We start from the raw sequence: 15,781 nt of genomic DNA, 5'->3' as shown, positions 1-15,781 counted from the left end.
GTTTTATCTGGTGATTTTTGAAATCAGTTTTGTAAATTTGTTTTTGTCTGTTTGTTTTAATGTTTTGTTTCTCACTGATTTCTATGGCAAAGTAACAACGAAAGGAAGGGCAAGGGTTAGAAAGTTTTTGGAAAGTTTCTGGAAAGTTTTTTCAGTGAGATCTACGGAAAACCGTAATGCTGTTGATTAAATTCTTTATAATTTTCGGATCAATAATAATCATGCGTATGTCAAAATATTTATCAGAGAAAAAAAAATTACTGGAAGATGTTTATAAGAAAGCTTCAGAGGAAGCGACAGAGACATCATTTAATGGAATACTCTTACATCTTGAACGAGTTTTACAAGATAATCATGAGAGATTGAGCTATAAGACCTTTGAAAACTATTATAAAGCAATAGTTGAAAACGAAGAGGATTATAATATTAAGAGATCAACTTTAGACAATTTAAGTAAATACTTGGGATATGATGATTTTGGTAAGTATTGTTCTGAATGGAAAACAATTGAATATACAATTCAACAGGCAATCTCTAAGATTGTAATTACAATTATTAATAAACCAATTTTCACAATGCCGGACTTTTTCAAGAAAAATGGTTTAGGAATTGTAGAAATGGCTTTTGTTTTACTCCTTGTCACAGGAGGTGTGGTTTTTTCAAATGGTAAAAAACCTCCGGCAATAAGTCTTTTGTCTGACTGGAATTCTCCCGCCACAGACAAACCTTTTATGTATTGGGATAAAGACCGGTATATGGCAACCGACAGCAGTTATGTGGGGCCTCAAGTTCATGTAATACCTATGGATCCAAAGGAATTTATATATCAGAAAAAAATCATGAGACCCGATACGCTTACTGTAGATAATGCTTTACACAAAGTCTGGTACGATAAAAGCAACAATGAAGTAGAGTTTTTTACAAGCTTTGGGAGAAATCCGGAAAACGGGAAGACCTTAAAAGAAGCAACTGAATATATCATAGAAACCTATGGAGGAGAATAATTTCTTCATAATTATTTAAAACTCCATTAAACTCCTTCCTGAAGTATTCCTTTACCTTCGTCTTTTTTAAGATGTGTAAAGGAATTTTCTCGTTTTTAATATTTGTTTTTTCATTATTTCCGGCGCAACAGAAGCCGGTGCAGATTGCCTTTCTCTCGGATATTCATTTTCAGGATCTGTACGGAAGCTTTTCCGATAATGATTTTAAAGGAATCGTCAATCCGACAACCGGTAAGCCAACGATTCTCAGGACCATGGATGCACAGCTGCATTCTACGCGGATTTTTAACGAAAACTATTTTGCATTCCTGAAAGCTTTAGATGATATTGCTAAAAAAGGAATTAAAATTGTAGCCATGCCCGGTGATTTTTCAGATGACGGACAGGCTTATAATCTCCGCGGGCTGCATAAAATTCTGGCCGAATATCATGAAAAATTCGGGATCGAGTTTTACCTTACAACAGGCAACCACGATCCGGTGGGTCCGTTCCGGCAGGAAGGAGGAAAAGATGATTTTCTGGGGGAGGATGGTAATCAACTTGGTATTTATAGCAAAGAAAATATTGGAAAAACAGATCATAAAATCATCACCCGGGATATCGCAGAATCAGGGTACCTGGAAATCATGGATGAGCTCAAAGATTTCGGGTTTTACCCTAAAAAACAGCACTTGTTCTGGAGCACACCATTTACACCATATTCTTCCAAAGACTATTCCTACGAAAAAGCCTTGCAAAATGCAGCTTATACCAAAAGGATGTACAACGTTGCACAAAATTTTTCCGTTCCTGATCTCAGCTATGTTACAGAGCCGGTAAAAGGAGTCTGGCTGATGGCCATTGACGGAAATACATATATTCCCCGGAATTTAAACGGGAGTTCGAAAGATCCGGAAAATTACAAGGGTGCAAGTGTGGGCTACAATAATGTGCTTACGCACAAAAAGCATCTGATTGACTGGGTCAAAAGAACAATGGCCGAGGCGAAAAAAAATGGTAAAACCGTCATTGCATTTACCCATTATCCCATGATTGATTTCAATGATGGTGCAACTCAGGAAATAAAGAGCCTGTTAGGTGAAAAAAAATGGCAGATGGAAAGGGTGCCTGAAGAAGAGGTGGCGAAAGTATTTGCAGAAGCAGGTCTTCAAATTCATTTTGCAGGTCATATGCATATCAATGACACGGGAATACGGACTATTAACGGTAAAATTCTGGTAAACATTCAGGTTCCGTCACTGGCGGCTTACATTCCTGCTTATAAAATACTTACCATACATTCTCCTGGTTTAATGGAAATTCATACAGAAGTTTTAAATGATGTTCCGCGCTTTAATGAGCTATTTCCGCTGTATGAAAAAGAATACAATACTTTGCAGGAATCGGCAGATAGAACAATCTGGAATAAAAATATCCTGAAATCTGTGTCTTACCACGATTTTATGCTCTTTCATCTTAAGGAACTTGTGCGATTGAGAATGATTCCGTACGATTGGCCGAAGGACTTTATAGAAAGGACAAGAAATTTTAGCGGTAAGGATATTCTTCTGTTAATACAAAATAATGAAGACTTAAAAAAAAGTGAGATTGATACGGAAGCGTTCAGAAAATGGAAAACGGAAGATCTTCTTCTGGATTTATATAAATTTCAATCAGCAGATGAACTTGCAAAAAAAGATATGTCCCGGGAGAGGCTTCAGCAATATAAGATTCTTGAAAAAATATTTTCAATATATAAAGGCCAAAATCCCCTGCTTATAAATTTTAAAAAAATTTTTAAAATTATGTCACTTCTTTCCAGCGGAGATCCTGCAGATCATTTTGAAATCAATCTTAAAAAGAATGCTGTAATCCGCTTGTAATAAGGGAATTTGAAAATAAAAAAATCACTTTGTGTTAGAATTATTGTATACCGTTATAATTTTATTATATTTGCACAAAGTCTTAAAAGGCAATTTTAAAAACAATTAAAACACTTATGATGAAAACGTTACAGCTTCCTGTTCGATTGCTCGTACGTGCATTTTTGCACTGTATGAAAACAAGTTTCTCTTCACAATCGTTAAACTTCAGAGATTCATTATTGATAACATGATTTATACATCAGTATAAAAAGATAAGTTTCAAATAATTCTTAAGATATTGATCATGCTCGATCTATAAGCATGGATTTGGTGCTTTCCTTTGTGTTAAAATTATCATTTGCACTCTAATATTAATTAAAAACCTTTTTTATAAACACAACAAGACATGAAAAAAATTATGATTTTGGCTGGTTTTTTATTCAGCCTTTCAATTTGTGCACAGGTAGGTATTAATAATACTTCTCCCCAGGCAACCTTGGATATTACGGCAAAAGCTACCGATGGAAGCAGCCCGCAGGGAATTATTGCCCCACGGTTAACGGGAGACCAGATCCAGGCGGGAGATGGCCAGTATAAAGCAGCACAGACAGGTGCTATTATTTATGCTACTGCGGCAGTTACCACACCAAGTGCTAAAACAGCAAATATCTCTTCGCAAGGATATTATTATTTTGATGGCAGCGTCTGGCAAAAAATAGGGGTAGATGCATCCAACATAGCAAGCAGTAGTCTTATAAAAAGAGTGGGCGCGTCTTACAGTAGCCTTGTGGCGTCAGATATCTCAAAATCAATAAATACCCTTTCGATTATTACCTCGGCGCCGTCACCCAGATTTAATCTTACAGCTCTTACAGCAACAGATCTTGGAAAGGTTCTTTACATACAGAACAATAGCGGAAACAATTTTGATATAAGATATATCGATGATCTTTCTGTAACTGTTGACTACACGCTACAAAATACTCGCGGAGCGGTATTTATATGGGGAGGAAATGGCTGGTTGAGGGGGTCTTATTAAATTACTACATAACATATAAACAAAACAAGGAATGAAAAAAATATTTATACTTACAACTGCTTTTTTTGCAGTTGCAGCAAAATCACAGATACTTACCAACAGTGTACCGGCACCGTCCATTACTGAAACAAATGTAATTCTGGACGCAAGTACAAATTATAGTGCAGAGGCGGGGGAAACGAATAATAGGAGTAAAGGAATTGTAATTCCCAGTGTAGATCTTGTCAATTTTGAGTTTATTCTTTCGAAGGCAGACGGAGTAACCTTTCGTACATACTTTGACGGGATGATCGTATACAACCGTTCTACCGGTAATACTCTGACTACGGGTAACCGTCCATCTACTTCCACCGCCGTTTCCCCGGGCTTTTATTATTTTTACAACCCTAATGGTGCTATAAATAAGAACATAAAAGGAGGACAATGGAGGCCTATGGGAAATGCAGGTACAGATACAACCAATGACGCATGGGTAAACGATACTGCTACCAACAGCGTAAAACTGGCATCCAATGCTGACGGAACGACCAGAGCCGCGGGAACAGATTTTGTTGCCAAAGATAACGGATCGGTAGGAATAGGAACCGATACGCCCAACAACAGTGCGTTGCTGGATCTCACAGCTTCCAATAAAGGAATACTTGTTCCGAGAGTGGCCCTTACAAGCGTTAATGATCAGGTTACGATTCCTTCTCCGGCCATTGGATTAATGGTTTACAATACCGGTGAGGGTTCACTTACTTATAAGGGATTTGTATTCTGGAACGGTACAGAATGGAGATCCTTAAATAATGATACTACAGTAGCTCCTTCCGTTGCTGCACTAAACTGTAGCGGAGCAAGTATATTTCCATTAACTTTTGTTTCAGGTGTAGCTTATAGCGGAACATTAACGGTGCCTTATTCAGGAGGGAATGGTGGCTCATATACTGCTGTGCCTTCTTTTACACAAAATGGACTTACTTTCACATTAAATCCCGGAAGCTTAAATTATGGAAACGGAACTATTTCATATTCTGTGTCCGGGGTTCCCAATTTTACTTCACCAACAAGCATTCCTGTTCCTATCTCTTTTCTCGGAACAAACTGTAGCGTTTCTATAGGGCAAAATAGTAACTTTTCGAATCTAATTTATGTACGTAAAACCGTACCGATTAATGCAAGTACACCTACCACTTCTATTACAACAATTGGGAATATTTCTGTAAGGTATAATGGAACGGGCTCGGTAGCAACCCCACAATTCCGAATTAATGGTTTTAGTGACCGGGCTTCTGTCTGGATGCAAAAAGCAGGAACAGGAGACAATGATTCTGCTTCTTTTGCATTAAGAGATGCTAAAGCTGATGTCTGGACAAACTTTTCAGATAATTTCAATCCGGGAAACAGAGATTCTGCGGTCAATTACATAAGTCTTTTTGGCCGTAATGAAATCTACAGAGTTTCGTTTGTAGGATATCCTTCGTTTTCGGCTTCCGGAGATTTCCCTGCTGTCACTTCAAGCATTACCATATTTATTGAAAAATTAGAATAAGTGTAAAATGGCATAAAATTCATGGTTAAAGCTTTAAATTAAGCAGATTGTTAATTATTTAATCAATTTCTAAAAATATTTAAATTATTAATGTAACCTTGATAATTCTGATCATCAGGTTTGCAGAGATCTAAAACTCTAAGTATTTAACACACTTTCAGGTGACAATTGAGCAGGCTGTTTTTGGACAGCCTGCTCTTATTATTATAACTGAATTAAATTATATGAATCAGCAATAAATACCACGAAAATTCATCTTGGTTTTTTTAACTAAAAATGGTATCTTGTAAATCTCACAAATACAGACAGAATTTAATGCTAGAAAAGAAAGAACACAATTACGAGAAAGCCGTATTGGTAGGTGTTGTTACGCAGCATCAGGATGAGGATAAACTTCAGGAATACATGGATGAGCTGGAGTTTTTGGCATATACCGCAGGAGCTACTGTAGACAGACGGTTTACCCAAAAATTAACGCAGCCGGATTCCAAAACATTTATAGGAAGCGGCAAAGCTCAGGAAATCAGAGATTATGTAAAAGAACATGAAATAGGAACCGTCATCTTTGATGATGAACTTTCTCCATCACAGCTTAAAAACCTGGAAAGGGAGATGGAAGTAAAAATCTTGGACAGAACCAATCTGATTCTTGATATTTTTGCCCAACGCGCGACCACATCATACGCAAGAACTCAGGTAGAGTTAGCACAATATCAATACCTTTTGCCACGATTAACCAGAATGTGGACCCACCTTGAACGTCAGAAGGGAGGAATTGGGATGAGAGGTCCGGGAGAAACAGAGATTGAAACCGACAGACGGATTATCCGGGACAGAATTTCCTTGTTAAAAGACAAGCTGAAAACCATCGATAAGCAGATGGCAACCCAAAGAAATAACAGGGGAAAGGTAGTGCGCGTAGCATTGGTAGGGTATACCAACGTAGGAAAATCAACTTTGATGAATGCGCTTTCAAAATCCGAGGTTTTTGCTGAAAATAAATTATTTGCCACACTGGATACTACCGTAAGGAAAGTTGTAATCGGGAATCTTCCGTTTTTGCTTACCGATACCGTAGGGTTTATCAGGAAACTTCCGACACAACTTGTTGAATCGTTCAAATCAACACTGGATGAAGTGCGTGAAGCAGATCTTCTGATTCATGTGGTAGATATTTCTCATGAAAGCTTTGAAGATCATATTGATTCCGTGAATCAGATTTTAATGGAAATCAATGCACATCAAAAACCGATGATCATGATTTTTAACAAGATCGATGATTTTAGCTATGAGAAAAAAGATGAGGACGACCTTACTCCTTCCACAAGAAAAAATATTTCCCTGGAAGAATGGAAAAACACATGGATGGCAAAATCAAAATATCCTACTGTATTTATTTCGGCGCTTACAAAAGAGAATTTCCCTGAAATGAAAAAGATGATCTATGATGAGGTCATGAAAATCCATATATCAAGGTTTCCATACAATGATTTCCTTTTCGAATATTTTGATAACGACGAGGAAGAAAATAATCCTGAATAATGATAAAACATCACCTTTTGCTATTATGCCTGCTGTTTTCGGTTTTCAGCTTTGGACAGAAAACAGCAATTGATCTGAAAACGATCGGGAAAGATCTTAAAAATGAAAAGTCTACATACAATTATGAGAAGCTGATTTTCAAGTATAAAGCCTATCCTAAATCTCTCGATACGATAGAATCGCAGCACCTGTATTACGGAAGAAATTTCGGAAGTAATCTTGTTTCCACAACAGAAGAAGATTTTAAAGCTCTTGCGGAAGCCTTTAAAAACGGAGATTTTGATGAATGTATAAAAAAGGGAAAAGTCCTTTATGAAAGAGATCCTACCAATCTTGATGTTCTCCTGATCTTATTGAGGGCGTATGATTCTAAAAAAGACGGAAACAATTTTATGCATCATCTCAGTCAGTTTCGTACGCTTACGGATGCAATCAGAAGTTCCGGTAACGGGAAATCTGAAAAAACGGCATATCTGGTCAATTCAGTAGGAGATGAATATATCCTGCTAAATATTCTGAATCTCGGTCAGGACTATACGAGGGTCTCAAAACCAGGAAAAGGGGGAATGTTCGACATCTGGAGTAAGGACGACAATGCCGTTTACATAAAGGTCCTTTATATTGATTTCTAACAAAAAATACATTAAAATAACAGCTTAGTGGAGTTATATTATTCATTTTCAGCTTTAATCGTTTTAGCATCTATTTTTGCATACCTTAATTACAGGTTCCTTAAACTTCCGAGTACTATCGGAATTATGGTAATCGCTATTGTAGTCTCCATATTTTTGGTTTCTTTCGGGGAAACTGTGCTGCCCAGAACTTTCGGGCATCTTCATAATCTGATGAGCAGCATCGATTTTACAGAAGTGCTCATGGGAGCCATGTTGAATTTCCTTCTTTTTGCAGGGGGAATCCATATTAACATAGACGATCTTAAAGAACAGCTGCGCCCTGTGCTTATATTTTCGACATTAGGCGTGGTTATATCTACATTTGTAGTAGGCTTCGGGATGTTCTATATTCTTCCGTTTCTGGGGATAGAGCTTCCGTTCATTTACTGCCTGCTTTTTGGAGCACTTATTTCACCCACCGATCCTGTAGCGGTTTTGAGTATCCTGAAACAAGCCAATGTGTCAAAATCTCTCGAAACGAAAGTAGCAGGAGAATCTTTATTTAATGATGGTATGGCTGTTGTCGTTTTTACGGTCGTTCTGCAGCTGGCCATTGGGAATGAAGTAGATCTCGGTGTAGAAAGTATCGGGCTGCTTTTGCTTAAAGAAGCCGGAGGCGGATTATTGCTGGGTGTAATACTGGGATGGGTAACTTCCCGACTTATGCGTGAAGTGGATGATTATATTATTTCCGTACTGGTAACTCTTTCTGTCGTGATGGGTGGATATCTCATCGCCCGGCAGATGCATATTTCAGGACCTTTAACAATGGTTGCTGCGGGATTATTTATGGGTAATTTTAATGTTAAATTTAAAATGAAATCCATTACCCAGGATTATCTGATCAAATTTTGGGAATTAATTGATGAAATCCTGAACGCCGTGCTGTTCCTTTTTATAGGATTTGAACTATTGGTAATCAAAGATTTAAGCCATTTTATGATTCCGGGGATTGCAGCTATTGTTGTTGTATTAATAGCAAGACTCGTTTCCATTTATGGACCGACAAAATTTATGAAAAGAACTTTTAGTCCGCAAACCGTAAAAGTTTTGGTGTGGGGAGGAATCAGGGGTGGAGTTTCCATCGCTTTGGCACTTTCTATTCCGAAGAATGATTACAGTACAGCTGTTTTAAGTATTACATATTGTGTGGTCGTTTTTTCTATTGTTGTTCAGGGACTTACTATTGGTAAAGTTGCAAATCCGAATAAAATTGCCAAAGAAGAGGAAGAGCTTGAAAGTATTACTTAAATAACCAGAGCTAGATAATTGCTATTCAATAAAGAAGATGAAAAAAATTATTATAATATTAATTTTATTAACGTTCAAATTTAGCTTTGCTCAAATTAATGTTGAGGAAATTAAAAAAAATGCAGTTGAAAATCCACAGGAAAATTTTTATAAATATTTAGAAATTTTTAAACAAGATCCTTCGAAACTGACTCAGGAAGAAAGGAATCAAATGTATTATGGAAGCCGTTTTGTAGAGGCAGAATACAGTATGGCAGATTATAATAAAGATTACGATGAGATCTGGAAAATTGCTTCGAGAAAAGGATTGTCAAAAGGAAAAGCTCAAAAAGTACTTCCAGCTGCTGAAGCAGCCTACTATAAGAATCCATTGAATAGAGAAATCCTGGCTTCTATGGTAAATATTTATCATGCCGCCGGAGAAAAGGCAAAAGAAGAACTGTGTATACTGCAAAATAATACAATTATTAAAATAATTGATGAAAGCGGTACCGGGCAAAACGAAAATTCGCCAATCTGTGTTATTACATTAGGGGATATGATGACCTTTGCCAAACCCATTATTATGATGGGAAGAGATTTTAAACAAAAGGATCTGAAAACAGATAAAAGTTCAATGATGACAGAATATTCTAACAGAGGAGCCAGCTTAGTTGTTAAATGTGTGGGATGTCTTAATTTTTAATAATGGAAATTTATCATCAGATTCTGGAAGCCTTAAATGTTCTTGCGATTCCTGAAAAAGCAGAATTTTTCCCGAAATTTTTTAAAACAGGGAAAGGGGAGTATGGTGAAAGAGATTTGTTTTTGGGAGTAACCGTTCCGGATCAGCGGTCCGTTGCTAAAGAATACTATACTCAGATCTCTTTCGCGGATCTTAGCAAACTGCTTTCCTCCGGTTATCATGAACACCGTCTTACAGCTTTGCTGATACTGGTTTTAAAATTTGAAAAATCAAGAGATGAAAACACAAAAAATGAAATTATAGCATTTTATCTGAACCATCTGCAATACATTAATAACTGGGATCTTGTAGATTCAAGCTGTTATAAAATCCTGGGCAGATATTGTTTTGAATATGAGAAAGAAGACATTTTAAGAACGCTTTCCGGTTCTCAGGAAATGTGGCACAAAAGAATGGCAGTTGTAGGAACATTGTATTATATTAAAAAAGGTTTTTTCGACCTTACGAAAGAATTTGTCACACAGAATTTAAGCCATACACACGATCTGATGCATAAGGCAAACGGATGGATGCTTAGAGAAATGGGACAGAAAAATAAGCAGGAGCTGATCCTGTATTTAAATAAATATTATCAGCAGATGCCAAGAACCTGCCTTAGATATGCCATTGAGAAGTTGGATGAGCCACTTCGGCAAGATTATCTGAAAGGAAGAATTTAAATAAATAAACCAATCAATGAAAAATACTTTAAAGATACTCATTGTGACTTTGCCTTTGCTAATCCTCACAAGCTGCTTTGATATTTTAGACAAAGTAAATGTAAAAGCAGACGGAAGTGGCGAATATACATTGATCCTGAATGCAAGTAAAAGCAAAACAAGACTGGCTTCCATCTCAAAAATGGAAACGATTAACGGAAGAAAAGTTCCGAAGAGGCCTGAAATTGAAGCGAAAGTCAACGAAGCTGCTAAAATTTTTAAATCAACGCCTGGAATTTCCAATGTAAAAACGTCCATGGATTTTGATAATTACATCATAAAATTAAGCTGTAATTTCAGTAAGATTGAAAATATTAATGCAGGCCTGGAACAGCTGAAAGCCAGAAACATTATCGGTAAAATGATTCCTACACAGATCTATAATCAAAATCTTGCTAAGAAAATATTTGTCAGGAATAAAGTAAACACTTTCAAAAGTGATTATGATAAAATGAGCAAGGCAGACCGGGAGATTTTCAATGATGCACGCTACATTTCCGTACTGCAGTTTGAAAATGCCGTAAAATCTCAGTCGAATACAGCGTATTCACTTTCTCCTAACCGAAAGGCGGTGAAGATGGAAGCCAATATTACCGATCTTATTCTTCAGAAAAAACCATTGCAAAATACAATTCTCTTTCAATAACTATAATTAAACACCATGAATTCTATACTACAAAAAACACAGGTGACTCTTTTATTGTTTTGTTTTTCACTTGCTTTTGCACAGCAGCACATGAAATTGCCTGCAGACGTGCTTTTCTATATGGAAATCAATGGAAAACAATTGGATAAAAAAATCAACTGGGCAAAATTTAACCCCATCCTGCAGGAGGTAACCAAAAAAAATAAAGCAAAACTTTCATGGACCGATTATTCCAAAACAGGAATTAAATATGATGCTCCACAATATCATTATGCTTCTTTTAATGATTCTGTAAAAGCTTACACGGCACATTTTATCCTTGATAACAAAGAAAAGTTTCAGGAATTCGTCAATTCCATTAAGAAAAAAGGACTGGAAAATTCCCGTAAACAGAATTATTCTTATGTAAGCCTGGATGACGATATTTTTGTAGCCTGGAATGGCAGCCGTGCTGTTCTTAAGATGATAAGCTACGATAAGCCTTATAAAGATAAATGGGATGAAACAGCTGTTGCAGATAGTGCTGCAGCAGTTATAGATAGTGTAGCTGCTGCTGTTGTAGACAGTGTAGCTGTAGATAGTGTCTATGCAGATACACCGGAAAAGCCCTTCGATTATAAGGAAGAAATACAATATCTGAAAGATGATATTAAATATTTAAAAGAAAGCATCAAAGAAAATACGGCTGAAATAGAAAAGATACAGAAAGATGTCAAATACCTGGAAAAACATCACAAATACCCTGAAGAAAAGAAGGGTTCAACGGATAAAAAATATGAGGAGCCCATTGTAGAAGTAGAGCCTTTGCCTGGACCGGAAGAGGATATGGAAGATCTTCAAATTCCTGAATACGATGATTTTAAAAAAGAAAGGGACTCATTAAAAGCGGAAAAATTCAAAATGCACAGAAAGCTTGTGGAAGAATCTTTCGATCAGTATTTCAACTCTGATCTCGAGCTGGATGTCCCTTCTGAAATGACGGCTTCCAGGGATGCCGCATCGGATGTTTTTGTTTATACAGACTACGGAAGCCTCGTTAATAATGGCATTTATGGCAGAATGATGAAGATGTACGAATTCGGCAGTCTTATCAACTCTGCTTATAACTCCAATTCGTCGTATAATCTTTATTTTGATAAAGATCAGGTAAGGTTGGTTAATAATTATCAGCACAAAAATCCTGAGGTTCAGAAAAGTGTTTCAGAAATCTATAAAGGGAGTAAAAATAAGAAGCTTGCCCGCCTTATCAATGATAAAAGTATTGGTTATTATGCAATTAACGTAGATGGAAGCAAATATTTCGACATGATGTATGCGCTGATGAAAAATGCGGGGGATTCCAAATATCAGAAAGAAACCGAACTGATTATGGAAACAGTTAAAATCGTGCTGGATGAAGAGGCAATTTCCAAAATTGCACCCGGAAACGGAATTTTTGTACTTAATGAACTAAAATCCAAAACGGTAGAGTATACTGATTATGAATATGATAATGACTATAATGAAAAAGAAATAAAGAAAACGAAGGAAGTTGTGGTTCCGGATTTTATTTTCGCTTTTGCTACTGAAAATGAAGGATATTGGAATCGTATTTTCAATCTGCTTGCTGCCAATAAAAACACTTCAAAAAACTTTTCTAAAAAAGGGAACCTGTATTCTTTCAAAGAAGATAAAAATTCCGGATATATGGATGAACTTTTCTTTACTGTTAAAGACGGAATTGTATATGTTATGACCTCTGAAAACGGATTAAATATTGAAAATCAAGGGCAAAAATCCAAAAACTGGATGAAAGACTCCACAAAATATCCGGCTTCTGGGAGATTGGATGTTCAGAAGCTGTTGACCGGTCTGGAAAAGGAATTCAAAAGCGGCTCCGAAAGAAAAATACTGGATACGGTGAGAAAGAATGTGGGCGATATTTATTTTAAATCGGAATCTAAAGGAAATACGATCCGGACGGAAATCGATTATTCAATTAAAGGATCTTCTGAAAACAGCCTGATGTACTTCTTCGATCTTTTTGATGAACTGTACAAACAGCATGAAGCTGACAAAAAACAGCCTGTTCTGTAATGAAAACAAAGTTAGCAGCTTTTGTATTGCTGATTCTGCTCGTTTGCGGATACTTTATCCTTTATCGTACCGATAAAGAATTAAAATATATTCCTCGTAATGCAGATGCTGTTGTTTTACTTGATGTTAAAAAGGCAACGAGGCAGTATCTGTTAAGCTTTCTGGGACATCCCTCGGAGTGGTTCCAATCAAAAACAAAAGACAAAAAAGGAATGTCGGTAAAAGATTCGGGAGTGAAGATTCCCGATTTTTTACAGATCTTCCACCTGGAAAAAACAGGCTTTTCAGATTGGTATTGTATTCTGGAGCTTAAAGACAAATCAACATTTCTTACTTATTTAAAGCAAAATGGTTTTTCACAAAAAGGAAATGATTTGTTTCGGAAAGGTTATTTTTTTATCAAAATAGAAGGCACTTATTGTATTGCCGGAACTTCCGATTCTGCTTTTGAAAATATAAAACCATTATTTCAGGAATTTTCACAAAGAACAAATTTCAGCTCAGATCAGTTTATTGATGGATCGCTGGGAAGTATTTCATTTATTTCTAACAATAAAATAAGGAATTTTCCTGTACATCTAAATTCGGATAATATTGAAATCAGTAACGGACAAAAAGAAGATTTTTCATCAGTTATTTCTAAAATTGAAGAAAATAACTACTTTATTGATGCAGAGTTAAATAAGGATAATATTGAAAGTATTACTTCAGTATTTAATAGAAGTATTTCAGATTCTGTGCAGATCAGTTCATTGAAAGCAACAGCTGTCCTGAAGCAGGTAAATGATACCGTCATCACGTATACTTACGACGATGATTTTAATGAAACTGAAAAGAAAACCATTCAGAAAATCATACAGCCTGATTATGTTATTTCATTAAAAACTCCCATCCCTGAAAAAGCATTACAACATTTTCAGAATAAAAAGTGGGTTAATGCGCAGAATCAGTTTACAGCCATTCCGTTTCAGCCGAATATCATTGAGAAAAAGCCTGACGGTCTTGAAATATATTCAACAAAAAATAAGTTTAATACTGCTCGCAGGCTCAATGCAAATTATATTTTTATCAGAAATAATACATTACTGTTTTCGAAGCTGAAATCATTAAACCGAAAAGAAAGAAATATAATTTCGGATCTCAGCTCTATTTTTTACGGAAATAAAGGACAGGAATATTATGTAAGATTACAATTTAAAAAAGAAGATCTGCCCCTGATGCTGAGATGGCAGAACAATTAATGTTTACAAATGGGAAATTTAGATATTGGTTTGGTCAGGACTTTTGTGCATTACTTTCTGCATTTTGTGTTTCCGGTATTCATTGCTTTGATTTTTTACCGCAAAAAGTGGAAGAAGACCTATCTTATTCTTTTGGCCACCATGCTCGTCGATCTGGATCATCTTTTTGCAGATCCTGTTTTCGATCCGGATCGTGCAAGTGTTGGATTTCATTTTTTACATTCTTATTATGCCATTACGGTGTATTTTTTGATGCTGTTCTTCAAAGGAAATATCAGAATTGTTGCAATTGGTTTATTGTTTCATATGCTGACAGACCTTCAGGATTTTTATTGCTGGAGTCATTAAATAACATTAATATTTTCTTTTAATATTTCAAAAGCCATAGATTTTTTGTATTTTGTAGACGCTATGAAAATAAAAGAACTTTTACATTATACTTACATTTTTCCCATCCTTGCCGTTGGATATTATTTTTCCGGCCTTATGGGTACCGGAATTGTTTTTGATGTAATTGCCGGTATTCTATTAACGGGAAGCGTGATTTCTGCTGTTCACCATGCAGAAGTTGTGGCCCATAAAGTAGGAGAGCCTTTCGGAACGATTATACTCGCATTATGTATTACGATACTTGAAGTAGCACTTATTATTTCTCTTATGGTTGCCGGCGGTGATCAGGCCATTACCCTGGCCCGGGATACTGTATTTGCCGCTGTAATGCTTATTCTCAACGGGATTTTAGGTATCTGTATACTGGTGGGTGGAGTAAAATATTATGAACAGTTTTTTGCCAGGACATCAGCAACAACCTACCTGGTAAGCATTGTGTCAATTCTTATTCTCACGCTCGTTCTTCCGAATTTTACTTCAAGTGTTAACGGACCTTTTTATAATCAGGCACAGTTGATATTCGTTTCAATCGCCTGTCTTGTCATTTACGGGATTTTCCTGATGGTACAGACCGTAAGGCACCGAAATTACTTTATTGTTCCCGAAGAACATCCAGAAGAAAATTATATTCCTTCTTTTCAGAAAACACTATCCAGCTTTATTTTTCTGGTGATTTGTTTGGCTATAGTTGTATTAATGGCAAAAGGGCTTTCTTCTACCATTGAAAATATGGTTCAGAGTTTAGGGGCTCCAAAATCTCTTGTTGGGGTTATTATTGCTGCAGTTGTTTTGTTGCCGGAAGGTCTTGCTGCTATCCGTGCGGCAAGAAGCAATCAGATCCAGTCGAGTCTTAATTTGGCTTTAGGTTCTGCTCTGGCAAGTATAGGACTTACCATACCGGCGGTTTCCATTGTTTGTATTATGTATGATATTCCTTTGGTTTTAGGACTGGACAAAAAAGATATTATTTTACTTTCATTATCAGTATTTATCGTTATGCTTTCGTTAAGCCGCGGTAAGACGAATATTCTTTACGGAACGGTACTTCTGGTAAACCTTGCAGCATATATTTTTACGGTAATTGTTCCTTAGGTCTG

The 15,781-nt window shown here is 36.4% G+C and carries 14 protein-coding genes; all 14 read left to right on the top strand.

Translation table 11 applies throughout. From position 1 onward, the window contains the following. Positions 1–227: 227 nt before the first annotated feature. The 14 genes from M0D58_RS10620 to M0D58_RS10555 all read left to right on the top strand — a co-directional run bounded on the left by M0D58_RS10620 (position 228) and on the right by M0D58_RS10555 (position 15,776). On the top strand, positions 228–1,004 hold the full coding sequence (locus M0D58_RS10620; RefSeq protein ID WP_248389076.1) for a hypothetical protein: 777 nt from the start codon (positions 228–230) through the stop codon (positions 1,002–1,004). 137 nt (positions 1,005–1,141) lie between these two features. Beyond that, entirely contained in the window at positions 1,142–2,866 is a 1,725-nt protein-coding gene (locus M0D58_RS10615; protein WP_248389074.1) for a metallophosphoesterase family protein, read from the top strand. A gap of 388 nt (positions 2,867–3,254) precedes the next feature. After that, positions 3,255–3,887, top strand: coding sequence for a hypothetical protein (locus M0D58_RS10610; protein WP_248389072.1), 633 nt, complete (start codon positions 3,255–3,257; stop codon positions 3,885–3,887). A gap of 31 nt (positions 3,888–3,918) precedes the next feature. Next, positions 3,919–5,421 (top strand): hypothetical protein, encoded by a 1,503-nt coding sequence (locus M0D58_RS10605; RefSeq protein ID WP_248389070.1) that lies wholly within the window; start codon positions 3,919–3,921, stop codon positions 5,419–5,421. Between the two features lie 315 nt (positions 5,422–5,736). Continuing rightward, positions 5,737–6,963 carry a GTPase HflX gene (gene hflX, locus M0D58_RS10600; protein ID WP_248389069.1) on the top strand — a complete coding sequence of 409 codons (1,227 nt, stop codon included), beginning with the start codon at positions 5,737–5,739 and terminating at the stop codon, positions 6,961–6,963. Then, complete coding sequence (locus tag M0D58_RS10595; RefSeq protein ID WP_248389068.1) at positions 6,963–7,595, top strand: DUF4919 domain-containing protein; 633 nt, start codon at positions 6,963–6,965, stop codon at positions 7,593–7,595. Before hflX ends, M0D58_RS10595 begins: the two co-directional genes overlap by 1 nt. A gap of 27 nt (positions 7,596–7,622) precedes the next feature. Next, a complete protein-coding gene (locus M0D58_RS10590; protein WP_248389067.1) occupies positions 7,623–8,888 on the top strand; it encodes a cation:proton antiporter in 1,266 nt (421 codons plus the stop codon). A gap of 37 nt (positions 8,889–8,925) precedes the next feature. Continuing rightward, on the top strand, positions 8,926–9,573 hold the full coding sequence (locus tag M0D58_RS10585; RefSeq protein ID WP_248389066.1) for a DUF4919 domain-containing protein: 648 nt from the start codon (positions 8,926–8,928) through the stop codon (positions 9,571–9,573). A 2-nt stretch (positions 9,574–9,575) separates the two neighbouring features. Beyond that, a complete protein-coding gene (locus M0D58_RS10580) occupies positions 9,576–10,292 on the top strand; it encodes a DNA alkylation repair protein (protein ID WP_248389065.1) in 717 nt (238 codons plus the stop codon). A 16-nt stretch (positions 10,293–10,308) separates the two neighbouring features. Further along, entirely contained in the window at positions 10,309–10,977 is a 669-nt protein-coding gene (locus M0D58_RS10575) for a hypothetical protein (protein ID WP_248389064.1), read from the top strand. 15 nt (positions 10,978–10,992) lie between these two features. Beyond that, a complete protein-coding gene (locus tag M0D58_RS10570) occupies positions 10,993–13,053 on the top strand; it encodes a hypothetical protein (RefSeq protein WP_248389063.1) in 2,061 nt (686 codons plus the stop codon). Then, positions 13,053–14,294, top strand: a complete 1,242-nt coding sequence (locus M0D58_RS10565; protein ID WP_248389062.1) for a hypothetical protein — start codon at positions 13,053–13,055, stop codon at positions 14,292–14,294. The genes M0D58_RS10570 and M0D58_RS10565 overlap by 1 nt, the downstream gene beginning before the upstream one ends. A gap of 9 nt (positions 14,295–14,303) precedes the next feature. Next, on the top strand, positions 14,304–14,642 hold the full coding sequence (locus tag M0D58_RS10560) for a DUF6122 family protein (protein ID WP_248389060.1): 339 nt from the start codon (positions 14,304–14,306) through the stop codon (positions 14,640–14,642). A gap of 63 nt (positions 14,643–14,705) precedes the next feature. After that, a complete protein-coding gene (locus M0D58_RS10555) occupies positions 14,706–15,776 on the top strand; it encodes a calcium:cation antiporter (protein WP_248389058.1) in 1,071 nt (356 codons plus the stop codon). Positions 15,777–15,781 lie beyond the last annotated feature (5 nt).

Origin of the sequence: Chryseobacterium nepalense (assembly GCF_023195755.1) — a bacterium.
Taxonomy (GTDB): domain Bacteria; phylum Bacteroidota; class Bacteroidia; order Flavobacteriales; family Weeksellaceae; genus Chryseobacterium; species Chryseobacterium nepalense.
The sequence above is the reverse complement of the archived record's forward strand: the minus strand, read 5'-3'. Positions and strand labels throughout refer to the sequence as shown.